The sequence below is a fragment of the Chryseobacterium sp. UYP7 genome (genome assembly GCF_056279225.1).
In genome coordinates this window covers 95,785-118,924 of record NZ_JBWBQW010000008.1, presented here as the reverse complement: position 1 = coordinate 118,924, position 23,140 = coordinate 95,785, and the positions used below count along the sequence as shown (strand labels likewise).

The 23,140-nt window shown below is 35.4% G+C and carries 22 protein-coding genes and 1 pseudogene; 9 read left to right on the top strand and 14 right to left on the bottom strand.

What is annotated here, in order from left to right; translation table 11 throughout:
* The first annotated feature begins 1 nt into the window (after position 1).
* Both hisF and hisIE read left to right on the top strand, forming a co-directional pair.
* Positions 2–754 (top strand): imidazole glycerol phosphate synthase subunit HisF, encoded by a 753-nt coding sequence (gene hisF, locus ACZ9HT_RS15000; RefSeq protein WP_476041307.1) that lies wholly within the window; start codon positions 2–4, stop codon positions 752–754.
* Complete coding sequence (gene hisIE / locus ACZ9HT_RS14995; protein WP_476041306.1) at positions 751–1,341, top strand: bifunctional phosphoribosyl-AMP cyclohydrolase/phosphoribosyl-ATP diphosphatase HisIE; 591 nt, start codon at positions 751–753, stop codon at positions 1,339–1,341. The genes hisF and hisIE overlap by 4 nt, the downstream gene beginning before the upstream one ends.
* Positions 1,342–1,630: 289 nt before the next feature.
* On the opposite strand, the gene ACZ9HT_RS14990 is transcribed toward hisIE, so the two are convergent.
* The 3 genes from ACZ9HT_RS14990 to rpmI form a co-directional block, all read right to left on the bottom strand.
* A complete protein-coding gene (locus tag ACZ9HT_RS14990) occupies positions 1,631–2,803 on the bottom strand; it encodes a M28 family peptidase (protein ID WP_476041305.1) in 1,173 nt (390 codons plus the stop codon).
* Positions 2,804–2,887: 84 nt separating this feature from the next.
* Positions 2,888–3,232: a 50S ribosomal protein L20 gene (gene rplT, locus ACZ9HT_RS14985; protein WP_476041304.1), complete on the bottom strand. Its 345-nt coding sequence runs from the start codon at positions 3,230–3,232 to the stop codon at positions 2,888–2,890.
* A 118-nt stretch (positions 3,233–3,350) separates the two neighbouring features.
* A complete protein-coding gene (rpmI, locus tag ACZ9HT_RS14980) occupies positions 3,351–3,548 on the bottom strand; it encodes a 50S ribosomal protein L35 (protein WP_039348142.1) in 198 nt (65 codons plus the stop codon).
* A 624-nt stretch (positions 3,549–4,172) separates the two neighbouring features.
* Between rpmI and ACZ9HT_RS14975 the strand changes: the two genes are divergently transcribed.
* The 7 genes from ACZ9HT_RS14975 (at position 4,173) to ACZ9HT_RS14945 (ending at position 11,611) form a co-directional block, all read left to right on the top strand.
* The gene (locus tag ACZ9HT_RS14975) at positions 4,173–4,724 is read left to right on the top strand and encodes a hypothetical protein (protein WP_476041303.1); all 552 of its coding nucleotides are present in this window, start codon (positions 4,173–4,175) and stop codon (positions 4,722–4,724) included.
* Positions 4,725–4,881: 157 nt separating this feature from the next.
* Positions 4,882–5,676: a hypothetical protein gene (locus tag ACZ9HT_RS14970; protein ID WP_476041302.1), complete on the top strand. Its 795-nt coding sequence runs from the start codon at positions 4,882–4,884 to the stop codon at positions 5,674–5,676.
* Between the two features lie 295 nt (positions 5,677–5,971).
* Positions 5,972–6,541 carry a Crp/Fnr family transcriptional regulator gene (locus ACZ9HT_RS14965; RefSeq protein WP_476041301.1) on the top strand — a complete coding sequence of 190 codons (570 nt, stop codon included), beginning with the start codon at positions 5,972–5,974 and terminating at the stop codon, positions 6,539–6,541.
* Positions 6,542–6,607: 66 nt separating this feature from the next.
* Complete coding sequence (locus tag ACZ9HT_RS14960) at positions 6,608–8,056, top strand: amidase (RefSeq protein ID WP_476041300.1); 1,449 nt, start codon at positions 6,608–6,610, stop codon at positions 8,054–8,056.
* A gap of 165 nt (positions 8,057–8,221) precedes the next feature.
* Entirely contained in the window at positions 8,222–9,067 is an 846-nt protein-coding gene (locus tag ACZ9HT_RS14955) for a DUF4145 domain-containing protein (protein WP_476041298.1), read from the top strand.
* Between the two features lie 195 nt (positions 9,068–9,262).
* A complete protein-coding gene (locus tag ACZ9HT_RS14950; RefSeq protein ID WP_476041297.1) occupies positions 9,263–9,910 on the top strand; it encodes a hypothetical protein in 648 nt (215 codons plus the stop codon).
* A 78-nt stretch (positions 9,911–9,988) separates the two neighbouring features.
* Positions 9,989–11,611 (top strand): amidase, encoded by a 1,623-nt coding sequence (locus ACZ9HT_RS14945; RefSeq protein ID WP_476041296.1) that lies wholly within the window; start codon positions 9,989–9,991, stop codon positions 11,609–11,611.
* A 37-nt stretch (positions 11,612–11,648) separates the two neighbouring features.
* On the opposite strand, the pseudogene ACZ9HT_RS14940 reads toward ACZ9HT_RS14945, so the two are convergent.
* The 11 genes and pseudogenes from ACZ9HT_RS14940 to ACZ9HT_RS14890 all read right to left on the bottom strand — a co-directional run.
* Positions 11,649–11,762 (bottom strand): annotated as a pseudogene (locus ACZ9HT_RS14940) (IS1595 family transposase); the annotation flags it as partial.
* 276 nt (positions 11,763–12,038) lie between these two features.
* A complete protein-coding gene (locus tag ACZ9HT_RS14935) occupies positions 12,039–13,181 on the bottom strand; it encodes an ATP-binding protein (RefSeq protein WP_476041295.1) in 1,143 nt (380 codons plus the stop codon).
* Between the two features lie 240 nt (positions 13,182–13,421).
* A complete protein-coding gene (infC, locus tag ACZ9HT_RS14930; RefSeq protein ID WP_185113915.1) occupies positions 13,422–13,928 on the bottom strand; it encodes a translation initiation factor IF-3 in 507 nt (168 codons plus the stop codon).
* 83 nt (positions 13,929–14,011) lie between these two features.
* A complete protein-coding gene (thrS, locus tag ACZ9HT_RS14925; protein WP_476041294.1) occupies positions 14,012–15,937 on the bottom strand; it encodes a threonine--tRNA ligase in 1,926 nt (641 codons plus the stop codon).
* A 304-nt stretch (positions 15,938–16,241) separates the two neighbouring features.
* On the bottom strand, positions 16,242–16,763 hold the full coding sequence (locus ACZ9HT_RS14920) for a hypothetical protein (protein ID WP_476041293.1): 522 nt from the start codon (positions 16,761–16,763) through the stop codon (positions 16,242–16,244).
* A gap of 194 nt (positions 16,764–16,957) precedes the next feature.
* On the bottom strand, positions 16,958–17,149 hold the full coding sequence (locus tag ACZ9HT_RS14915; RefSeq protein ID WP_476041292.1) for a hypothetical protein: 192 nt from the start codon (positions 17,147–17,149) through the stop codon (positions 16,958–16,960).
* Between the two features lie 263 nt (positions 17,150–17,412).
* Positions 17,413–17,601, bottom strand: a complete 189-nt coding sequence (locus ACZ9HT_RS14910) for a hypothetical protein (protein ID WP_476041291.1) — start codon at positions 17,599–17,601, stop codon at positions 17,413–17,415.
* Between the two features lie 455 nt (positions 17,602–18,056).
* Positions 18,057–18,668, bottom strand: a complete 612-nt coding sequence (locus ACZ9HT_RS14905; RefSeq protein WP_476041290.1) for a DUF4230 domain-containing protein — start codon at positions 18,666–18,668, stop codon at positions 18,057–18,059.
* Between the two features lies 1 nt (position 18,669).
* Positions 18,670–19,230 (bottom strand): TlpA family protein disulfide reductase, encoded by a 561-nt coding sequence (locus ACZ9HT_RS14900; RefSeq protein WP_476041289.1) that lies wholly within the window; start codon positions 19,228–19,230, stop codon positions 18,670–18,672.
* A gap of 29 nt (positions 19,231–19,259) precedes the next feature.
* Positions 19,260–19,727, bottom strand: a complete 468-nt coding sequence (locus tag ACZ9HT_RS14895) for a pyrophosphohydrolase domain-containing protein (RefSeq protein WP_476041288.1) — start codon at positions 19,725–19,727, stop codon at positions 19,260–19,262.
* A 96-nt stretch (positions 19,728–19,823) separates the two neighbouring features.
* Entirely contained in the window at positions 19,824–23,000 is a 3,177-nt protein-coding gene (locus ACZ9HT_RS14890; RefSeq protein WP_476041287.1) for a reprolysin-like metallopeptidase, read from the bottom strand.
* Between the last annotated feature and the right edge of the window lie 140 nt (positions 23,001–23,140).

Sequence of the window (23,140 nt, the reverse complement as noted above, 5' to 3'; positions counted from 1 at the left end):
GATGTTGAAAAAAAGAATTATTCCGTGTTTAGACATCAAAGATGGAAAAACGGTGAAAGGAATTCAGTTTGAAGATTTGCGAATTGCCGGAGATCCAGTGGAACTTGCAAAAAAATATGTAAAAGATGGCGCAGACGAATTGGTTTTTCTCGATATTACGGCAACTTTAGAAGGACGAAAAACTTTAATTGAACTCGTTGAAAAACTCAGTTTAGAAATCAATATTCCTTTTACGATTGGAGGCGGAATTTCCTCAGTTCAGGATGTAGAAGCTTTATTAAAAGCTGGAGCAGATAAAGTTTCCATCAATTCTGCTGCAGTACGACGTCCGGAATTAGTTCGGGAAATCGCCCAACAATTTGGAAATCAATGTGTCGTAGTTGCAATCGATACCAAAAATATTAACGGTGAAGATTACGTTTTCATCAATGGTGGAAAAATTCAAACCAAATATAAAACTTTAGATTGGGTGAAAACCGTCGCAGATTTAGGAGCCGGCGAAATCTTGCTGACTTCTATGGATTTTGACGGAACAAAAAATGGTTTCGATATCAGAATGTTACAAAACGTTTCAGAAGTTTGCCAACTTCCAATCATCGCTTCTGGTGGTGCCGGAAAGATGGTAGATTTTACCGAAGTCTTTACCAAAACCAATGTTACCGGTGCTTTGGCAGCAAGTATTTTTCACTTCAACGAAATTAAAATATCCGACTTAAAAGAAAATTTAAAACAAAATAAAATATCTGTAAGATGAACTTAGATTTTGAAAAAGGAAATGGTTTAGTTCCTGTAATTATTCAGGACGACCGAACGCAGCAGGTTTTAATGTTGGGCTATATGAACGAAGAAGCTTTAGAACTAACTCAAAAAGATGGACGTGTTCATTTTTTCAGCCGCGCCAAAAACCGAATTTGGCTCAAAGGAGAAACTTCTGAAAATTATCTTTTTGTAAAAAGCATCAAACAAGATTGTGATTCCGATGCGCTTTTAATTCAAGCAAAACCAGCAGGAAATGTTTGCCATACCGGAACTTTCAGTTGTTTCGAAGATAAAAATTCAAAAGGTTTTTTATATGAATTAGAAGAAACGATTTCAGAAAGAATCGATCAAAAAGTGGAGAAATCTTACACTTACGATTTGTATCAAAGAGGCATTAATAAAGTTTCGCAGAAAGTAGGAGAGGAGGCTGTAGAATTGGTCATTGAAGCGAAAGATGACAACGCCAAATTGTTTAAAAATGAAGCTGCAGATTTATTATATCACTTCTTAATTTTACTCAAAGCGAAATCATTTTCACTGACGGATATCGAAGAAGTGTTGCTGGAGAGAAATCGGAAATAGGTGAGAATGTTTTGAACCACAAATTCACGAATAATATCTGTTAAATTATTCTGATAAACTTTTCAAGAATTGAAATACAACTGCCTTTTGTGAATATCGAAATCTTTATTTTCACATAATTCGAAAATCGAAAGATTTTCAAACTTTGTGTACTTTAGCAAAATAGTAATCACTTAAATCTTTTGTGACTTTGTGGTTAAATTTAAACGGTATTTTACTGAATGCTTTATTTTAAAATTTTATGATTTGCTATTAGCAGTAAGAAAACTCATGTACTAGTGCCAAAACCCTATTTTTTAATCATCAATTTTTTCGTCACTTTCTGATCTTCAACCGTCATCGTTCCCAAATAAACCCCTGAAGAGAGTTTCGAAACATCGATCCGGTTTTCATTCTTAGTCTTAATTAAAGTTCGTCCGCTCAGATCTGTGATCGTAAAACTGAAATCTTTTTGGTTGAGATTCACCATTTCGATCTGCACAAAATTCTTCGCTGGATTTGGGAAGATCTTCATAGATTCTAACATTTTTTCCGGCGGACAATCAACCGCAGCCAAAGTGGTCGTATTCGCAGTTGCAAAATGTTGAACCGCACCCAAAGCAGCTTTTCCAACATTAAAAACATACACAGGATCCATATTGGCGTAAGTGTCATTGGGAGTGTGCGGTTTGGTACTGATGTTATGCTCGTAAAAACCAGTAATTATTTCCCCGTTTTGCTGGAACGGAACATAATCTGAAGCATAAGCAGGATCGAAATCCGTTAAAAGAGGCGAGTACAATCCTACGCAATTGGCGAGTTGCTGCGTAATTGCTGCAGAAGCCGCGTTATTACTGGAGGGTGAACTTTCATCCCGGTCACAGAAAATGGTATTGTTCACCATTCCTGCAATTCCACCCACTTCATCAATGTTGAAGACGAGTTTAATATCCATTTTTGGACTGGTAGAATTAACAACGTTCTGCACATAATGACGACTTCCATAAACACCCTGTTCTTCCCCAGAGAAATTAATAAACCGGATTGAATATTCAGTCGGAACGTCTTTCAAAATTCTTGCAATTTCCAGAATAATAGAAACACCACTTCCGTTATCATTTACACCGGGACCTGCGATCGTATCGAAATGTCCACAAACGATCACAAATTTGTTCGGATACAAAGTTCCTGTCTTAGTCACCACCAAATTTTTGGAAGTGTAACCACCTCCTGTCCAGGGATCTTCTACGATTTGTTCCGCGGTATATCCGAAAGAAGCATACTTTGCTTTCAACCAATTCAGTGCATTGGCGTTGGCAACAGATCCGGTTCTCTTTACGCCGTAAGTCGCAAATTCGGTAAGATAGGTGTTGATGTTTGTTTGGATGATTAAATTCGCGCGATCCTGATACGTTTGAATAAAACTTTGAGCAGAACAAAACACAGAGAACAGAGCGGTACCCAACAAAAATACTTTTTTCATAAGAATAAAAATTATTGTCAAAGATAAATAAAAAATCCCTCAACGAATTGAAGGATTTATAATTGATAACAAAAAATTTTACATTTATTTTAATGAATCTACGATCGCTTTGAACGATTCCGGGTGATTCATTGCTAAATCAGCTAAAACTTTTCTGTTCAATTCGATGTTCTTCGTTTTTAGAGCGCCCATAAACTGGGAGTATGACATTCCGTGTTCTCTTGCACCTGCGTTGATACGCATGATCCATAAGCTTCGGAAACTTCTCTTTTTCTCTTTTCTACCGCGGTAAGCATATTGCATTGCTTTTTGTACGGCATTTTTTGCTACGGTCCAAACGTTCTTTCTTCTACCGAAAAAACCTTTGGCAAGCTTCATTACTTTTTTTCTGCGAGCTCTGGAGGCTACTGCATTTACTGATCTTGGCATAATTTAAATTTGTTTTTTTGAAAAGGGCGGCAATTTATTTCATTGCACTTTTTTGCACCGTTTCAGGGTTAAATTTTCTGAATTTGTTAATTCTTATAAACCGGTTGATTTATAAAAACTATCTTAAAGCTAATTGACGTAAAACGCTCTTTTTGTCCACTTTTGCAACATAAGAAGTCTGCGTAAGATTTCTCTTTTGCTTCGTTTCTTTTTTAGTCAAGATGTGGCTTTTAAAAGCACCTTTTCTTTTAATCTTTCCGGTTCCGGTCAGCTTAAAACGCTTCTTAGCACCTGATTTAGTTTTTAATTTTGGCATTTTGCTTAATTTTATCTATTTGTTATCAATGTCATTTTTCTGTAGATGTGGGAACCTCGCGGTATTCTGCACATTTTTCAGACTGCAAAAGTACAATTTTTCACCCGATTAAAAAAGAGATTCTATTTAATTATTTCAATATTTTGGGCGTGTCCTTCAGTCGTTCATTCTCTCGTCTTGAGGACGAGACCATTCACTCCTTCAGGTCGGGCTATCCACTCCTACTCCTCACGCCAATGCTTTTCCATCCGCTTGCTGTGGGGTAACCGTTTCTATCCCTCACGCGGGAACGAGAGAATTTATTTATAGACGAATATTTTAAATGTTATAACTTTATAAAAATTAGAATAGCAGGTTAACACTAGATTTATTAAAGTAATTTGTATTTTTTTTAAATTCTTTTTCTAAAATATTCATTAATCAAACTTAAATTAAATGATGAAATTAATTTTCTTTTTTTTAACCCTTTTCTTATATTCATGCGAAAATAAAACATTGGTAGATTCTGCTGAAATTATCAGCAAAAATAATTCTGATAAAAATTTAATTCAAAGCCAAAAAATAAATAAATCGCAAGATTCTCTTTCTATCAATTATTTAGAACACAAAAATCTGCTCGATGTCTTGACAATTTTACCAGATAGTACTTTCAGTAGTTGGAGCTGGAAAAAAGATGATCGAAAAGAATTTGTGTCAGTTATTGAAAAAAATAATTTCACTCCAACTTCCAATAAATACTTTTCAAAATTTTCTCTTATTGGTCCAAATACTATAGGAATTCAAGTTGTAGATGGGTTTTGGACCTTGGCAATTTATAAGATCAAACCAAGCAATTATATAGTAATTACAGATGATCGGGTGGGAGATGGAAATGAATTAATGGCTTTCGAATATAAAAATGAAGATCTAAATTATATAAAATTTGATGATTTGTTTGCTAAGTCATTTTCAGAATCATTATTATCTGGCAATGAATTAAGTTGCAAAGAATTATTTGAAGATAATTTGATAGGATTTGACTATGATTTTACGGATTCAAAAAAAATATCGATTTCGAATTCTTATTTAAAGAAAAAAGCAAGTTGTTTTAAAGGAAACACTTTAGAATATCAGTTTAATGCGCACACTAAAAGATTTGATCTTGACAAGATAAAATGGGTGAAAGAAAATAAATGAAATCGCGATTGAAAGCTTTAATTTTATCAAAAATTGCGGTAAGATCGAAATAGAGTTCTGAATTTATTTTCTAATTGTTGGGAAATAGATCCATAAAAATCTATGATCTGCCAGGATGTAAACTTTACGAGATAAATTGTAATAAAACTTTCAAAAAATGAACATAAAAATTCTGACTTTAATTTTTTCACTTTTTATTTTCCTGCAATCGTGCGAAACCAAACAGGAAAAAGTGAATGAAGCAAAAACTGTTAAACGCGGGAAAGAAAATCGTGCTAACAATAGTAATGCCGTGAAGCAGAGTGATGAGATTACTGCTGAAATCAAAGAGAATTCTAAAGAGGATGAAGATGAAAGCAGTCTCCGGGAAAAAGAGTTTGTTTTTCCTAAAACGGGAAATAAAGCATCAGATTTTCTACCTTCATCGCGTATTTACAAAATTCAATATGAAACAACAGGAGATTTAAATAAAGATGGACTCGATGATCTTGTTATTGTTCTGGTTGATAAAAAAGTAAAGACGGCAGAACGCCCGATGTTGATTTTGTTAAAGAACAAAGATCAGTCTTATCGCTTAGATCAACTTTCTAAAGTAGCCTTTCCCGTTGAATACAATGAGTATGATTACAAACATTTTGGTACGGAAGACATTAATGTTAATAAAGGAGTTTTGCAAATTAATCTTTACAGTATTGGTCCCGATGGAAATATTTTCGCAGCATTTAAATATATCGGCAAGGAATTTATTCTTATTTATGCGGAAGGAGATTTTCGAGGTGCGGGAGGAAGTTCAAGCGTAACGTATGATCTTGCGAAGAGGAAAATAATTGAGACTGAAACCAACACCATGAAAGAAGAGATGCCGACAACAACCACGACAACTAAAATTAAGAACCAGGCCCATTCTTTTGAAACGACTTCAATCACTGACTTTTTTCAGAATGTACAGTAAAATGGCTCTCTAATAATTAAGTACAACTTTAAATAAAATGATTGCAAACATCCTCCTTAACTCTTTATAATTTGGGCGTGTTCTTCAGTCGTTCATTCCGTCCCGTCTTGGACGAGACTTCATTCACTCCTTCAGGTCGAGCTATACATTCATACTCCTCGTCTCGTCCTTAGAGACGAGACTGTGGGGTAACCGTTTCTATCCCTTACGCGGAAGCAATTATTAAGAATTAACATTATTGTAAGAAATTTAAAACTTGCGTATATTTGAGAGTTGGTGGCAATATTAACCCAAAATGACGAAAAAATTGATATTCAACAATCCCATTTTATCTGATCAAACTTCATTAGATTTCTCTGAAGATTTTAGAAAATTAATGACTTTTCAGGAATTACCTAGCAAACATCTGTTGCACTGCGAAGGAACGATTTGCGATCATTTTTTTATCCTTCACAAAGGATTGGCAAGAGCGTTTTATCACAAAGACGATAAAGATATCACTGCTCATTTTGCGATAGAAAACACAACCATAACAGCGATTGACAGTTTTATACAAAGAAAAAAAAGTCGTTATAATATTGAGGTATTAGAAGATACTTCTTTGTCTTATATCAACTACGAAGATTGGAAGAACTTGCTAAAAGATAAGCCACATTATGAAAAATATGCGCGTATGTTTTTAGAAAACATTTACATCGATATTGCAGAGCGTATTGAAGATTTACTCTTTCATTCCGCAAAAGAGCGATATGAAAAATTACTTCATAAATTTCCTACCCTTCAACAAAGAGTAAATCTTGGACATATTGCTTCATATATAGGAATTACACAAGAAACATTAAGTAGAATTAGAGCGGAAAAATAAAATACGATTTTGATATTTGTCAAAAAGAAAGCAGGTTACCAAACAGTAACTTTGTCAAAAAAAATTATGGAAAATATCGTATTCGAAAGTGCAACAGCACTCGTTAAGAAAATAAAAAATAAAGAAATAACAGTAGTAGAAACTGTAACCACTTTTTTAAATCAAATTGAAAAATATAATCCTAAAATTAATGCCATATCAGATTTAAGGGAAAAAGAAGAAATTTTAAAAGAAGCAAGAGCAAAAGATTTAGCTATTGAACACGGCCAAGAATTGGGATTACTTCATGGATTACCATTAACCATAAAAGATAGTTTTCTAGTAAAAGGATTAAAAAACTCAAATGGAGATCCTTTTTTAAGAAATTATATTGCCACAGAAGATGCAGAATTGGTTAAAAGATTAAAAGATGCAGGCGCTATTATTATTGGCAAAACAAATACTGCGCTTTACTGTATTGATTGGCAAAGCACAAACTTTTGGAATGGACAAACCAACAATCCTTATGATATTTCGAGAGTGGCAGGTGGTAGTTCTGGCGGTTCTGCAGTTTCGGTCGCTTCTGGATTTAGTCCGTTAGAATTAGGAGCTGATGCGGGAGGATCTATAAGAGTTCCAGCTCATTTTAATGGCATTTGTGGAATGCGTCCATCAGAAAATTTTCTCTCAAATAGAGGTCACCTCAAGGTTAAAAACAAACCACAAGGAAGACGACATTTTATTACACCTGGTCCTTTTGCAAAAAATGTAACAGACTTAATTTTAATGATGGAAGTTTTAGGGAATAACTCAAAATATGAACTTCCAGAATTATCACCTACTAATTTAAACAACAGTAAATGGAACAAAAAATCATTAACTATTGCTTATTCTGAAACCATAAATGATACAGAAGTCGATGCTGAATATTTAGATTTGTTTAGGACTTTTATAAACAAAATCAGAAATGAAAACCATGTTTTAAGTATTGACCATCCAAAATATGACGAACAAAAAGCCTATTTAGAATGTAGTAAGATCATTGGATTTGAAATAGGAATTAACAATCCCAAAGTACCATTATTAGCAAGTTTTATGTTTGCATTTATTGGTTTGAAATACAGAGACTATTTGTGGGCAAAAGGAATGGCCCTGGGACAACGTTTGACGAACATCAATTATGCAAAAGCAATAGATTATAAAGATCAATTTTCTGAAATTTATAATTCTTTTTTGACAACTTATGATATATGGATTACTCCTGTATGTTCCTTTGAAGCCTATAAACATCAATCTGCGGGAAAACCCTTTTCAGTTAATAATAAAAAAATAGGTTACACAAAAGCTATTGCTTCTTTTAACTTTACGACTGCATTTTCAGGACATCCAATTGTCGTTATTCCTATTGGGAAAAATAAGAACGGAATGCCAGTTGGAATTCAAATACATTCAAAAAAATGGACTGATAGGAAATTACTGGAAATCGCTCAACATTTTGAAAAATTTACTACTGGATTTGAAAAACCATTACTGTAAAAAATACTGCCACCAACAACGTATTTCTATTAGCGGGCCGAAAGTTCCTATCATTAAGATTTTCGCTAATTGCTTAATTTGTTATATTTACAAAGACTTGTTAAACAAGTCCCCGCCAACAGAAATACCCAACCGTTATACGACATCTCAAAACACCTGAAATCAATGAATAATATTAACCAAACTGAATTTTTTGAATATCTTCAAAACAACAGCAAATTTCTATATGAAGATTATAAAGAATTTGAATACACTGGCGAATTTGATGGATACTGTAACTATTGCAAAAAAGAGGTATTTCTAAAAATTATTTCAAAAAAATATTTATCAGGTATATTTAAGGACGACGTAGAGTTTCCTGCTTTTTATACTTTACAACTAAAATGTCCGAAGTGTTTAAGAATCGTCATTAAACAACTTGTCAAATTAAAAATAAAAGAAATTTATAATTCCAAAGAGGAATTAATGGAAGCAAATATAGATATCGATGATGTTAAATATGATGATGAAGAATTCACTTATAAATACAAATTTATCATGTATGAAATTTTATCAATTCCTACATCAGAAATAACTGAATCATTAGATAATATCCCTTCAGAATACTTATCGTTGAAACAAACGATATCAGAAGCATTATTTGCAATGAATCATGATAAAAATATTTCTGCTACGATGATGTTTAGAAGAGGTCTTCAAATTATTGCGAGAGAAATTTTAGGAGCGGAGGGAAAAACACTTTATAAACAATTAGAATGGCTAAAAACCAACGATAATAAACTTAAATTCGACTTATCAGAAATTTTTCATGAATATTCTAAACTTATTAAAGACGTTGGAAATCAAGGTGCTCATCCTGAAGATGATATTGAATTACTAAATTTTTCAAAAGACGACATCAATTCTTTGCACGATTTATTTTTAGTGATAGTTTTTGAAATTTTTGTAAAACCTGAAAAAATAAAACAAATGAAAGAAGAGTTAAAAAATAGTAGAAAATTATCAAACTAGAAACGTAGTATAACAGCGGTTTTGCAATAGTGCGGAGGAATCGGAAGTTGAACATTTCAGATTTGCTGAAGTCTACTTTATAATACAAACAGTTGGCATATTAATTCGCACCATCGCAAAGCCACAAAAAGATACCTACATTTCATTAAAAACAGTCTCCTCCAACAGTAATATCCAACCGTTAGCAAAAATTTTATGAGAACATTCGTAGCAGACATAATACCGAAAATCCAAAGGTTTTCACAAAGACTCGACAATTTAACATTATTGACAAATCAACATTGGGTCGTTTTAGATGAAATTGGTCAGTCGAAAACTGTTTATATTTTTAGGTCTACAAATGAATTGATTATTTCTGTAGATGGTGTTGTCGAAAAGGCTAAATGGGAATATTTAGGACAGAATACAATAATGATTGACCTTAAAGACAGGTCATACTTATTTAAACATGGTTTTTTCGATGAAAATGTTTTAGCATTAAAAATTGATAGTAAAGATGAGTATGCTTTGCTTATAAATGAAAATAAATATCACGGTGAATTAAATAATTTATTTGCTGTATCTGAATTCCTTCAGCAAAAATATATTCTGAATGCTTTTCCAACTAGAAATCAACTTGGGGAACAAAAAAATCCTATTGTTGACATTCAATATAAAAAAAGTAGCTACTCTTTAAAAATGGGCTCTTACAAAGAATATGTTATTAAATTAGCTAATGGACAAATCTTTACAATAAATGAAAAGATATCTAATGGAAAATATTTTATTTATTTAAGAGGTGAAATTAACCTTTTTGCAAATCAGGAAACCTGTTTAAATTATATTAAGCAACAAATTTGTTAATGAAAAAAAGTTCTTCTATCTAGACATTTTTACATCTCCAAAGTGGTAATCCTTATTATCTTCAAATCCTAACCATCCATGAAAAGAAGCGATTTTTTAAAGACCACAGCTTTGGCCGCGATCGGTATTCCAACACTGTTGGTCACTAACTCTTTAACCGCAAAAACACCAAATTCTAAATTAAAGAGTATTTCTGAAGAATCCGACAATAATTTTGAATTAGATGAAATCACTGTTTCAGAACTTCAAGATAAAATGAAGAAAGGAACTTACACGTCTGCGCAAATTACTCAACTTTATCTCGACAGAATTGAAGCCATTGACAAAAATGGACCGAAGATCAACTCAATGATCGAAATCAATCCAGACGCTTTAAGTATTGCAAAATCCATGGATCAAGAAAGAAAAGATGGCAAAATAAGAGGACCTTTACATGGAATACCGGTGGTGATTAAAGATAATATTGATACTGCAGATAAAATGATGACGACCGCCGGAGCACTAGCCTTGGTCGGACATATCGCAGAAAAAGATGCTTTTATTGTGACGCAACTTAGAAATGCGGGCGCCGTAATTTTAGGAAAAACCAATTTAAGTGAATGGGCTAATTTTCGCTCCACTAATTCCTCGTCCGGTTGGAGCAGCCGTGGTTTACAGACAAAAAATCCTTATATTTTAGATCATTCGCCGTGTGGTTCAAGTGCAGGTTCCGGTTCGGCGGTTTCAGCAAATTTATGTGCGATCGCCGTTGGTACAGAAACGGATGGTTCGGTAACTTGTCCGGCTTCGATCAATGGCACAGTCGGTATAAAACCAACGGTTGGTTTGGTGAGTCGTTCCGGAATTATTCCCATTTCAAGTACGCAGGATACCGCAGGACCGTTGACGAGAACGGTCACCGATGCAGCCATACTTTTGGAAGTTTTAACAGGCGTTGACAGCGCGGATTCTGTGACTAAAGAAAGTCGTGGTAAAAATACCAATTACACCCAATTTTTAAATAAGGAAGGTTTAAAGGGAAAAAGAATTGGCGTGGAAAAGAAAATATATAACAATCAATTCCTCAATGAATTACAGGACAAAGCTTTAGATGTTCTCAAAAAACAAGGTGCCACAATCGTAGAACTCGATTATTTAGACAGTATCAATGCATTGGGAAGTGACGAATTAGAAGTGTTGAAATATGAGTTCAAAAGTGGCGTAAATAATTATCTTTCAAATACGAACGCTAAAATGAAAACTTTGGCAGACGTGATAAAATTTAACAAAGAAAATGTAGACGCAGCAATGCCGACTTTTAAGCAAGAACTTTTGGAACAAAGTGAAGCCAAAAAAGATTTAAATGATCCTGTTTATATTAAAGCATTAAAAAATAGTCATAACGGATCTCAGAAAATTATTGACAGTATCATGAAAAAAAATAATCTGGATGCGATCACTGGTTTAACAATTGGACCCGCATGCAGTATCGACGTTATTTATGGTGACAAATGGGGCGAAGTTTCTCTTACCGCGCCGGCTGCAATGAGCGGTTATCCTCATATTTCTGTTCCTTGCGGGAAAGTTTATGATTTGCCGGTTGGTTTGTCTTTCTTTAGCGGACCTTATCGCGAAGGTGAAATTATTTCTTTAGCCTACGCTTTTGAACAAGCGACCAAACACAGAGTGAAACCGGAATTTAAAAAGTCGTTTTTGGCTTAAGGGTTTGTTTAAATTTTTAATATGCTTCCGTTTTCACTCATAACCTGATAACGGTGCTCTCAAAGATTCTGTCTCCAAAATATCGCCGATTCAATACATAAACGGATTTATTGAGGTAGAGTTGTAAATTTTTACGTTTTATTTTATCATATTTTCTTTAAAAGTTTCTCTTTGTATCGCTTATAAAGATTTGAAACTGCTCTGTAAAGTCTCCGGACTTCAAGACGTTTATCAAACTATTTCATTTATTGTAGTAAAAAAAAGAGACTCAAAAAAGTCTCTTTACTATTTTATAATTCAAGCGATGTAATCATCAAATTAACACATCACCAAATTTTGAAATTATTTAACCGGTTTTATCAAATGCTCATTTCCGTGTAAAAGGGGTAAACATTATTTGCTATGCTTTGTTTTATTTCCCTCTGTTTTATTTATGTTCGGCAATAAGTTTTGTACGCCTTTTGCCCGGTCGATTGAAATGCTTAAAAAGAGTAACGATAAATGAAGTGCCATTTTCTTCTGTATTTTCCAGTTTAATATTTCCTCCATGTGCTTCTGCCACCATTTGAGCTAAAGTAAGACCCATTCCCCAACTTTTCCTCACTTTGCAGCTGCTATTGTTATCTTTTCCTAAAAATTTAAAAATGTGCGCTCGTTTTTCTGCAGAAATAGGTTCGCCATAATTCTGAATTACAATCTCTATGGCATCTTTACTGTCTTTAAGACTAATGGTGATAGGTCGTTGCGAAAATCCATGCTTTACCGCGTTGGATATAAGGTTTTCTAACAGACGCCTGATTGCAATATTATCAAAAACACCTCTAATTTGATCTTCCTGACATTTTAAGAATATTTCGCTTGCGTAGACTTCTTTCGATTCAGCAAATACCCATTTAATATCTTCCAAAATGTCGACATTTTCAAAATGGAGCATCATTCCCTCGCCCGCTTTTACGGAAATACCGTCCATGAGATTTTCAGTAAGGCTTAAAGCGTTATGCACACTTCGATGGGCTGTTTCAAGCATTTTTGCGGAGTACTCATTATCCTGTACATCCTGTATCATTTTTATAGATAATTGGGCAGCTGAAAGTGGATTTCGAATATCGTGTGCAAGGGTTGCAATCAACTTTTCCTGCATTACCTGTATGGAACGGGAAAATGAACCGACTGATTTTAGAATTGAGTTTTCGATTGCATACTTAAGTAAATCCAAAACTTGAATGACATAACAATCTTGAGATTTTATAAATTCACTCAAAGTATGGTGAAAGATAATGTATTCGTGTACAATCTGTTCAACCGTGTAGTTGGGTGAGGTCGACCTGTGTCTACCATGATTTTCGCTATTTTGAAAAATTTCTTTAAATTTTTCATCTTCGTAAATATTTTGCAATTCAGGGTATCGCGACATGATGTCGGCGATATCGTTTATGAGATTTGGTAAATGGTCATATAACGCAACTGAGTTTGCTTCTCTGCTAGCAGGCACTTCTTGCAAAACTTTGTCCTCCCAACGTTTCATGATTTCGGCGTTGTTTTCGCGCAGTATTTTTGCGATTTTTTTCATTTGTGTGTAATGTATTTACAAATCTAACATTTTACAGATATATTTTAAAAGTTTAATCAATCTGCTGCGCAAAATCTCCCGACCTTGAGCCTTCTTAAATATTTCTTTTTGCCAATAAAGCAATACTCATTAAAAATGATTATTTCTAAAAACAAAAAAAAGAGACTCCAAAAGAGTCTCTTTAATATTATAATTCAAAGCGATGTACTCATCAAATGATCACATCACCAAATTTTCAAATTATTTAGCCGGCTTTTTAGGGCTCATCATCATAATCATTCTCTTACCTTCTAATTTAGGCAATTGATCAACTTTTCCGACGTGCTCTAGTTCCTGGGCTAATTTTAAAAGAAGGATTTCTCCCTGATCTTTAAATATGATTGAACGTCCTTTAAAGAAAACGTAGGTTTTCAATTTTGAACCTTCTTCTAAGAATTTTTCTGCGTGTTTTTTCTTGAAGTCGTAATCATGCTCATCAGTTTGAGGACCGAATCTGATTTCTTTTACGACAACCTTAACTTGTTTCGCTTTTAGCTCTTTTGTTTTTTTCTTTTGCTCATAAAGAAACTTTTTATAGTCCAGAATTCTGGAAATAAAAGGTTCTGCTTTGTCTGAAATAACCACTAAATCCAATTCCAGGTCTTTAGCTATTTCGAGAGCTTTTTCTAGCGGATAAACGCCGGGTTCCACATTATCACCTACTAAACGAACTTCTCTTGCACGGATCTTTTGATTGATCTGGTGCAAATCTTCCTGAACTCGTCTCTGTGGACCTCTACCTCTGTAATGAAATTTCTGTGCTATGGTTTTAAATTTTAATTGGTTATATTTTAAATTTTAATTTTTGCTTCTTTTTTGAAGTAACTGATGAAGTCTTCTACGCTCATTTCGCCCAAATCGCCTTCGCCTCTTCTTCTTACAGAAATAGTGCCATTCAATTCTTCGTTTTCTCCTACAATAAGCATAAATGGTAGTTTGTTCATTTCCGCATCGCGAATTTTTCTACCCGTTTTTTCGTTTCTTTCGTCAACTATTCCGCAAATATCGTGATTTTCCAGCAATTGTGAAACTTTTTTTGCATAATCCAAATATTTTTCGCTGATCGGTAAAATCGTGAATTGATCCGGAGCTAGCCACAATGGGAAATCTCCCGCAGTATTTTCCAGCAAGATCGCGATGAACCGTTCCATAGAACCGAATGGCGCTCTGTGAATCATGACCGGTCTGTGTTTTTCACCATCACTTCCTGTGTACCAAAGATCAAATCTTTCGGGTAAGTTGTAATCAACCTGAATCGTTCCTAACTGCCATTTTCTACCCAACGCATCTTTTACCATGAAGTCGAGTTTTGGACCGTAGAAAGCGGCTTCACCATATTCTACCACATAGTTCAATCCTTTTTTGATGGCGGCCTGAACAATTGCATCTTCTGCTTTTTTCCAGTTTTCATCGCTGCCAATATATTTTTCTTTATTATCAGGATCTCTTAGAGAAACCTGCGTCACGAAATCTTCGAAACCTAATGATTTAAAAACATATAAGGTTAAGTCAATTACATTTTCGAATTCTGCCATCAGCTGATCTGGTGTACAGAAAATGTGCGCGTCATCCTGAGTAAATCCGCGAACTCTGGTTAAACCATGAAGTTCACCCGATTGTTCGTAACGGTAAACGGTTCCGAATTCTGCGAAACGTTTCGGAAGATCGCGATATGACCATTGACCGACTTTATAAATTTCGCAGTGGTGTGGACAGTTCATCGGTTTCAACATAAACTCTTCGCCTTCGTTTGGAGTTTTGATGGGTTGAAAACTGTCGGCGCCATACTTATCCCAGTGACCGGAAGTTACATACAATTCTTTGGACCCAATATGTGGCGTCATCACGAATTCGTAGCCTGATTTTTTCTGTGCTGCAGAAAGAAAATCTTCTAATTTTTTTCGTAGAGCGGTTCCTTTTGGTAACCACAAAGGTAAACCGGCACCAACTTTTTCAGAGAAGGCGTAAATTCCTAATTCGCGACCGAGTTTTCGGTGATCACGTCTTTTTGCTTCTTCTAAAAGTTCTAAATATTCGGTTAAGTCTTTTTGTTTTGGGAAAGAGATGGCATAAACTCTTGTAAGTTGTTTGTTCTTCTCATCACCTCTCCAGTAAGCGCCGGCTGCGTTTAATATTTTTACGGCTTTTACAATTCCTGTTGCTGGAATATGACCACCACGACATAAGTCGGTAAAGTTTTCGTGGGTACAGAAGGTAATTTCACCATCGTTTAAGTTGGTGATCAGTTCTGTTTTATAAGGATTGTCGAGATATTCCTTTAATGCGTCGGCTTTTGATACCGGATAAATACTGAAGGTTGCATTTTTCTTCGCGTTCTCCAACATTTTCTTTTCGATCTTCTCGAAATCTTTCTCCGATAAAACCTCATCACCGAAATCAACGTCATAATAGAAACCTTGCTCAATTGCAGGTCCGATCGTTAATTTAGCTTCCGGATAAAATTCCATGATCGCCTGCGCCAAAAGGTGAGCAGAAGAATGCCAGAATGCTTTCTTGCCCAAATCATCATTCCAGGTGAGCAACTGAACCGTAGAATCTGTCGTGATCGGCGTGGTATTTTCAACCTGCGTTCCGTTTACCAAAGCAGAAATAACATTTCTTGCTAAACCTTCACTGATTGATTTTGCGACTTCAAGCGGAGTTACTGCGCTTTCAAATTCTTTGATGCTCCCATCGGGAAGAGTAATTTTTATCATTTTGAACGAGAAATTTTAGGTTGCAAAAATACGGATTTTCTATGAAAGAGGCTTTTAGTTTTAGGGTTTTTATGAGGTTCTGATTTTATTTCCTCTGAATTTTTTTGAAATTTTGTCTGAAATTCCTCGGAAGAAGAACGAAATGTAATTTTAGCCCAGATTGAACGGCGTGTTTGAGCTCTCCCGATTCATCGGGAAGCGAGTAGTGAAAGCTGGTGGAATCTTCGGAATATACAATACTGTTATAGCTCCCAAAAAAAAACCGGCTTCAAAAAATTGAAACCGGTTATTATCTGATATCTTTTTAGAAAGTATTTCTGCTTCCGTCCGGATCCATATCTGATTCCATACCGTCGCTCGTTGCGTCATAAAATCTTTTATCGTCGGTCATGTAAAGATTATTTTTTGCTTTACTGATGATTCTTGCATGTTCTCTTTCACTTAAATCAGTACTGTTTTGCTGATTTGGATACCGATCTTTTGTAAATTCATTCACGTTGATCGCTCCCTGATCATTCATGATATCTCTTGCTTTTTCCGCACGCTCCATATCGTCCGCATAAACCGTTAAGAGGTTGCTTTTGGTTCCTGCATAACTGTATTTATTCTTTTCGTCTTCGTCATCACCAAAAAGCCAGTTCCAAAATCCAGATGTTTTTTCGTCTTCTTTGTAATGATAATTGCTGGTTGATTTATCGTAATTTCCGGTGGTAGAGTAGCCGGAGACCTGGTATTCTTCTTTTGCAAAACCGGAGTTATCTAATTTATTTGATGCTTTATCGGCATCTTCGTTTGTTGGGAACATTCCTACGATTGTGTACGACATAATTTAATTTTTAATGTTAATAAATTTTGATTTGGTACTTGATAGGTATCAAATACCGTGACAAAAGCGGGGATGCGCATAAAGTTTAAGGGTTTTTAACAGAGTTTAGAATTGATGCGCTCATGATTAACTTCTTTTATCACAATTCTCATTACGTGTGAGGTTTAGGTTCTCGGAAATAAAAAAGCGAAAAATTAATTTTCGCTGTTGTGTTCGTTGTTATCGGTTTTTCCTTCATTTTGAAGTTTAGAGGTTTTCTTGATCTCCTTGTGTGCGGTGTCTCCGGATTGAATTTTTTCTGAAGCTGCAGGAATATTGGGGAAATCCTCATTCTGCTTCTTAACTTCGGATTCCGGAGTTTCTTTTTTGTCTTTGTCCTGGTGCATTATTTTATTTTTTTGGTTATTTATTTTGATGAGGTCGATCTTCTGCAGTCTTTCTTCAAAGCCTTTGTCAAAGAATAGAATGATAAATTTAATGATTTATAATTAAATAAAAAGGCGCCTCAAAAATTTTCATTTCCGGGCGACTTTTTTCTTAGTTTTAAATACGTGCGTTTATTTTTTTGTAAACTTATTGGTCGTTTTGTCACCGTTTCTGTCTGTAAGTTCGATCAGATAATTTCCGACCGGTCCTGCCACATGTATTTTTAAGCACCTACAATTTTAACTACTTCATTAAAGGCAGTTGTTGTAGAGATTTCCGGGTAATAGACCTTGGGATTATCCTGAAAGATTTCCCCGTTTATGTTTACTAAATTTCCATTTTGATAATGAAGATTATAAATTCCATCTTCCACCTTTACGTTTTGTAATGAAACTGATATTTTTGTCCACAAAATTTCCGGTGAAATCCTTTTCTGAATTTACCAATTTTAATTCTTCGTCTTTGGTCAGCTTTAAGATCTATTGAAAATGTCTTTCGCAGAATCCGAATTTATTTCAGAATTTGCTTTAAAAATCAGGAGACTAATGCCACCATTTTAATTGGTGATTTTTTGTGCGACGAAGTCCTGGGCAGAAACGCTTTCGGAGCGCTATAGAAAAAGACCCAAGATTCCAAGCGTGACTAATCGTTTTTTCCTAATTATTGTTTTAATTGGATGTAAAAATAATATTTTGTCTCTTTTTTTATTGAATTATTGAATTATTGATAGTGAAATTTGCGTTCAGTTAAGCAATAAATATCAATAGTTCAATCAAAAACTTTTGGCAAAATGGCAACGCGTTTTTGTCCAGAAAATTTAATTTCTGAATTTATTTTAAGATTGTAAAGATTTGGATCTGAATTTATTTACAACTTGCTCGCATCGAAAGTTCCGGTTTTGTCTTCGATGGTGTATTGAAGGGCTTTGGCTAAAACAAAAATATTGTCTAGATTTTCCAGCAGTTGTTTTCGGCCTTCGTTGCGCAAACGGGTCTGGTTTACGGTTTTGTAGGCATTATCTTTCGCAGATTTTGTGATCTTTTGAAAATCTTTTTGATCGAAACGGTTGAAAAATGAATCATCTAAAGACTGAATTTCTACACTTGGTGTAATTCGAATATCAGCGTCGGGTAATTCTTTGATGATCAGTTTTTTGTTTACAGAATCCACTTCGATCTTCATTTTATTAAGATCGTAAGAAACCTGAGCATTAGTCTTGGTAAAAGTGATGATTTCTTTTTCGCTCTTTGGAAGCATTCCACCAAAAAGTTCCGACGTCACTTTGGTTTTCTGGATGCTCGAAAAATCCTGTTCCATCACCACCATTTTGTTCATCTTTCGAATCTGATTGGTAATAATGTAATAGTCGTTCTGAACTTTATCTTCGGCTTTCTTCGTAATGCTGTTCCAAATGAAAAATAGGAGCAACATTGCGGCAGCTCCTAAAACAAATGATAATATCTTTTGGTTCGTTTTCAATTTATTTAAGTAGATCTTTAATTGAGGTGTTATCTTTTTTCAAAATTTCGACCAGGTCGCGTTCTAAATAGCCGGACTGTGGACTTTCGATAATCCTACCAATTTCTTTGCCATATTTTTGAACGATAACTGTGGGAACTTTCTGTATGTTCAAAGGGCCATCTTCACCGTTCGGCGCTTCTTTTTTTCGGTTAACAGCGATCATGGTCAATTTGGTATCCGGAAAATCAACCGCTTCCAGGATCTTAAACAATCGCGGCACTTCCCGGTGACTGTCTTCACACCATGTTCCCATGACCAGAGTAATATTGTAAGAACTCAATTTTGCTTTCTTTAATTCTGCAACTGCATTTTTATCAATTGCATACTCATCGTGTTCGTTTGTATACCATGAACTGTAAGGTTCTTTCAGCAACTGGTTTTTTGTTTGGTGTCCTAATAGCATTTTACCGTCGTTTGTGGTTTCAACTTCGCGGTTAACAACGATCTTCTGCGTTTCGCAGGATTGAAGGATTAAAAATAGAGAAGTTGCAGTTAATAAGATCTGAGTGATTTTTTTCATTTGATCAGAGAACTTTAAATTGAGGGAAATTAGTTTTCTAAAATAGTTTTTAGGTCAGCCGGAGAATAATATTTATTTTTCAAAACTTTATGATCGGACTTTCTGTGAACATTAATTTTATCGCCGGAGAATTCAGAGAAAGCTTCTTCGCCTTTTTCTTTGTAAAACTCGATCGTGTCGTCGGCTTCCTTTTGATTGGAACAAGCTTTAGACATGTTCGACCGTTGAACTTCATTAAAAAGGGCTGGGAATTTTTCTCCCAAACCAAACTCTAAAACAGCACCGCTCAAAACATATTGCAGATCGCATAATGCATCGGCGATCTCTACCATGTCGTTATCTGCAATTGCGTCCTTCAACTCATTTAATTCTTCCTGAAGCAGAGAAACTCTTAATTCGCATCTTTCTCTGGAGGGAATTTGAGGAGTTTCTAAAATCGGAGCGTTAAAAGTTTTGTGAAATTCTGCAACCTGATTCAGCGCGTCTATTTTTTCCATTCAATTTTAATTTGAACAAAGATAAACATTCAGTTTAATAAATAAAAAACCGCCTCAAATAAATTGAGACGGTTTGTAAAACGAATAGATTTTAATTTATTCTTTAATAAATCTTTTTGAAACGTTTCCGATTCTAATGATATAAACTCCTTTTGGCAGGTTGTTTACATTCACTACTTTGTCAGAAATTTCGCCTGATTGCAATAATTTTCCACTCATGTCGAAAATTTTGAAATCATTTGAAGCCGCATTAGAAATATTCAATACTTGTCCTTTTAACGGATTTGGATAAATTGAAAGATCTTTTGTAATAACTACTCCAACTGCTGATTCTTTCGCAGCAGAAGTTACATTAACTGTATAATCTTCAACCTGACCATAAGTATAAGTTCCGCAAGGTGAAGTTGGTACAGAATTGTACTGCATCATTAGTCTCATTCTTGTTGCGCCTAACTTCGCAGTTGTAGGAATTGTAACAGAACCAGTGACTGGAGAAGTTGTAGAACCAGTTTTGCTCCAAACTTTTTCACCTGTATCTGTAAATACTCCGTTTCCATTATAATCAATGTAAACCGCGTAAGCTTCTTTGTATTTTGTAGAAGTCCAAACTGGTGTAATTGATAATGAATAGACTTTTCCTCTTAAAACATTTGTTGAAACTGATGTAAAGTTTTCATATCCAGCTGTTCCTGTAGAACTGTTATTAATGGTATTGAATTTTACATTTCCAATTCTTTCATCTGCGGTATTATTTGCAGAAGCGGTGCAGTAATTTACAGAATTAGCAACCGTAATCACAGAAACTGAGTTACTCGCAACAGAACTATTTCCAGCTGCATCTTTTGCTTTCACTGTGAAAGAATAGTTGGTAGAAGCTGAAAGTCCTGAAACTGCATAAGTGGTTGATGTGGTTGAACCTAATAAAGTTGCACCTTGATAAACATCATATCCAGTTACGCCAACATTATCGGTTGCGCCACTCCAGGCAAGATTGGTTGAACTTGCAGTTGTTCCGGAAGCTGATAAATTAGGTGCAGTTGGAGCCGTAGTATCTGAAGTCGAAGCTAAGGTTGTTACTGAAACCGCATTACTTGCTGGAGAATCATTTCCTGCAGCATCTTTTGCTTTTACATTAAATGAATAAGTAGTAGAAGCGGTAAGTCCAGTAATATTAACTGTCAAATTCGCCGTAGAACCTAATAAAGTTGCCCCTTGATAAACATCGTAAGCTGTAACTCCCACATTATCTGTTGCTCCACTCCAAGTTAACGTTGTGGTTGTTTGAGTGGTTCCAGAAGCAGAAAGAGTAGGAGCAGTTGGAGCAACGGTGTCACTTGTACCTGCTGTTACAGAAATGTTCGCTTTGTTTACATTAAAGAAAACATGGTTTGTTCCTTTCACCATGATTCTTCCTGTTGAAGTTGCAGCGTTTGGAATATTTACATTTTGGGAACCGTCGTTGGGTGTTCCTGCCAGTAAAGTAGTCCAGGAATTTCCGCTGTCGGTGGACCAGAGAATATCAACATTTGCAGCGTTAACTCCGTTTGCAGTGGTTCCGGCAACGTTCCACGTAATCGTTTGTGCAGATCCTCCTGCGTAAGATGTTGATGTTGACTGCGACGTTACAGCGAAAGGTCCGGCTGTCGAATTTACGGTGATTTTTGCATCATCGGAATTATTTCCGGAGCCTGTTACTCTGTTATCGCGAACGGTATATCTGAAATTTAAAGTTCTTGATACTGATGAAAGCGCTTCGACCGTAATTTCAGCACCCGCAGTTGTTGTTGCACCTGCTAAAACAGATTGTATTCTTGGGAAGTATCTTGTTGGAGAAGTGGTTGGAATCCAGCTTCTGAAATTAACCCCTGTCGTTTTTGTCGCACTTGGCGCTGCAGAAGTTGTTTGATTATCCATTTCCTCCCAGATATAAGTTAAGGCATCACCGTTTGCATCGGTTGAAGTTCCGGTTAACATAAAAGGAGTGCTTTTTGGAATCGTATAATCTAAACCTGCGTTTGCGGTGGGAATTGAATTTCCGGTCGCAGTGTTTACAGAGCAGGTTTTATTTTTAATATTGTTCGTGATCTGTTGAATCGTCACTGCATGAAAAATAGGATCAGAATGTGGTTGCACATCTAAAGAAGTAATACCTGCATAACCCATAATTGTGGAGCCGGAACCAGGTTCCATTTGAACGCCGCTTCCTTCATTAGAATGAGTGAAAGTGTGATTTCCGCCAAATTGATGACCCATTTCGTGAGCAACATAATCGATATCGAAATTATCTCCAGACGGAATATTGTCGGCAGGCGAAGTAATTCCAGAACCTTTCGATCCGTTCACGCAGACACAACCGATGCAGCCTGCATTTCCACCACCACCAGAAGCTCCAAATAAATGTCCAATATCATAATTCGCTTCGCCAATAACAGAAGTTAAGGTGGACTGAAGTTGCGCATTCCACTGTGACATCGACGAGGAATTTGAATAAGGATCGGTCGAAGCGTTGGTATAAATCACCGAATCATTATTAGCGATTAAAACCATTCTTGCAGAGAAATCTTTTTGAAAAACCCCGTTTACCCGAGTCATCGTGTTATTCATTGCAGCTAAAGCCTGTGCTTTTGTTCCGCCAAAATAAGTCGTGTATTCTCCAGTGCAGGATAAAGCGAGACGGAAAGTGCGGAGCACAGCGTCATCTGCGTTTGGACGTGCATTAAGATCAACTTGACTTTTTACATCATCAATCGTGGAGCATTCGAATTTATTTAAATTGTCTTTTTTATCAGTTTTTTGATAAACGATGTAGGTTGAGACATCTTTGGTGTAAGGCTCAATAAAAACTGCAGAATTGTCTGAGTTAATTTCCATGGAAGATAACCCAAGTGGAGAAACACTAAAATAGATCAGATTCGCCGGATTGTCTAAACTCTGTCCGACATAGGATTTAATGTCTGGATATTTCGCTGCCAAAGCCGGTTCGAAATTTGAGTTTTCAGAAACTTTAAAATTCTCCATTTTTCCGTCGACAGACGGAAACGAAATGATGGTTGAGGATTTTTCATCTACCGCCACTTTATTGGGCGAATTTTTTAGCGAGGCTTTTAAACCTTCTACATCTAAGGCAAATAATTTGGGACTGGCGATCGAAGTTTTGTTCCCTAAAACTTCCGAATCTGCAGATTTAGCCGCATTTGTCCACAAAGAGCCGGTTTGACCAAAGGTAAAACCGGCAACTGCTACGAAAGCGATCGATAATAATTTTGTTTTCATAGATTAAATGAATTTTTAATTTTGTTTAAGAAGAATCAAATGTATTAATTAATTTGAAACAAAATCAAAAATATTTATGAAAAACAGAATCATTTACAATACTAATTGCGGAAACCGTAATCATCAGCATTTATCTGTTC

Bases quoted from the DNA above. Each gene is read 5' to 3' on its own strand.
- hisF (WP_476041307.1), top strand. From the start codon at position 2: ATGTTGAAAAAAAGAATTATTCCGTGTTTAGACATCAAAGATGGAAAA.
- hisIE (WP_476041306.1), top strand. From the start codon at position 751: ATGAACTTAGATTTTGAAAAAGGAAATGGTTTAGTTCCTGTAATTATT.
- ACZ9HT_RS14990 (WP_476041305.1), bottom strand. From the start codon at position 2,803: ATGAAAAAAGTATTTTTGTTGGGTACCGCTCTGTTCTCTGTGTTTTGT.
- rplT (WP_476041304.1), bottom strand. From the start codon at position 3,232: ATGCCAAGATCAGTAAATGCAGTAGCCTCCAGAGCTCGCAGAAAAAAA.
- rpmI (WP_039348142.1), bottom strand. From the start codon at position 3,548: ATGCCAAAATTAAAAACTAAATCAGGTGCTAAGAAGCGTTTTAAGCTG.
- ACZ9HT_RS14970 (WP_476041302.1), top strand. From the start codon at position 4,882: ATGAACATAAAAATTCTGACTTTAATTTTTTCACTTTTTATTTTCCTG.
- ACZ9HT_RS14965 (WP_476041301.1), top strand. From the start codon at position 5,972: ATGACGAAAAAATTGATATTCAACAATCCCATTTTATCTGATCAAACT.
- ACZ9HT_RS14960 (WP_476041300.1), top strand. From the start codon at position 6,608: ATGGAAAATATCGTATTCGAAAGTGCAACAGCACTCGTTAAGAAAATA.
- ACZ9HT_RS14955 (WP_476041298.1), top strand. From the start codon at position 8,222: ATGAATAATATTAACCAAACTGAATTTTTTGAATATCTTCAAAACAAC.
- ACZ9HT_RS14950 (WP_476041297.1), top strand. From the start codon at position 9,263: ATGAGAACATTCGTAGCAGACATAATACCGAAAATCCAAAGGTTTTCA.
- ACZ9HT_RS14945 (WP_476041296.1), top strand. From the start codon at position 9,989: ATGAAAAGAAGCGATTTTTTAAAGACCACAGCTTTGGCCGCGATCGGT.
- ACZ9HT_RS14935 (WP_476041295.1), bottom strand. From the start codon at position 13,181: ATGAAAAAAATCGCAAAAATACTGCGCGAAAACAACGCCGAAATCATG.
- thrS (WP_476041294.1), bottom strand. From the start codon at position 15,937: ATGATAAAAATTACTCTTCCCGATGGGAGCATCAAAGAATTTGAAAGC.
- ACZ9HT_RS14920 (WP_476041293.1), bottom strand. From the start codon at position 16,763: ATGTCGTACACAATCGTAGGAATGTTCCCAACAAACGAAGATGCCGAT.
- ACZ9HT_RS14915 (WP_476041292.1), bottom strand. From the start codon at position 17,149: ATGCACCAGGACAAAGACAAAAAAGAAACTCCGGAATCCGAAGTTAAG.
- ACZ9HT_RS14900 (WP_476041289.1), bottom strand. From the start codon at position 19,230: ATGAAAAAAATCACTCAGATCTTATTAACTGCAACTTCTCTATTTTTA.
- ACZ9HT_RS14895 (WP_476041288.1), bottom strand. From the start codon at position 19,727: ATGGAAAAAATAGACGCGCTGAATCAGGTTGCAGAATTTCACAAAACT.
- ACZ9HT_RS14890 (WP_476041287.1), bottom strand. From the start codon at position 23,000: ATGAAAACAAAATTATTATCGATCGCTTTCGTAGCAGTTGCCGGTTTT.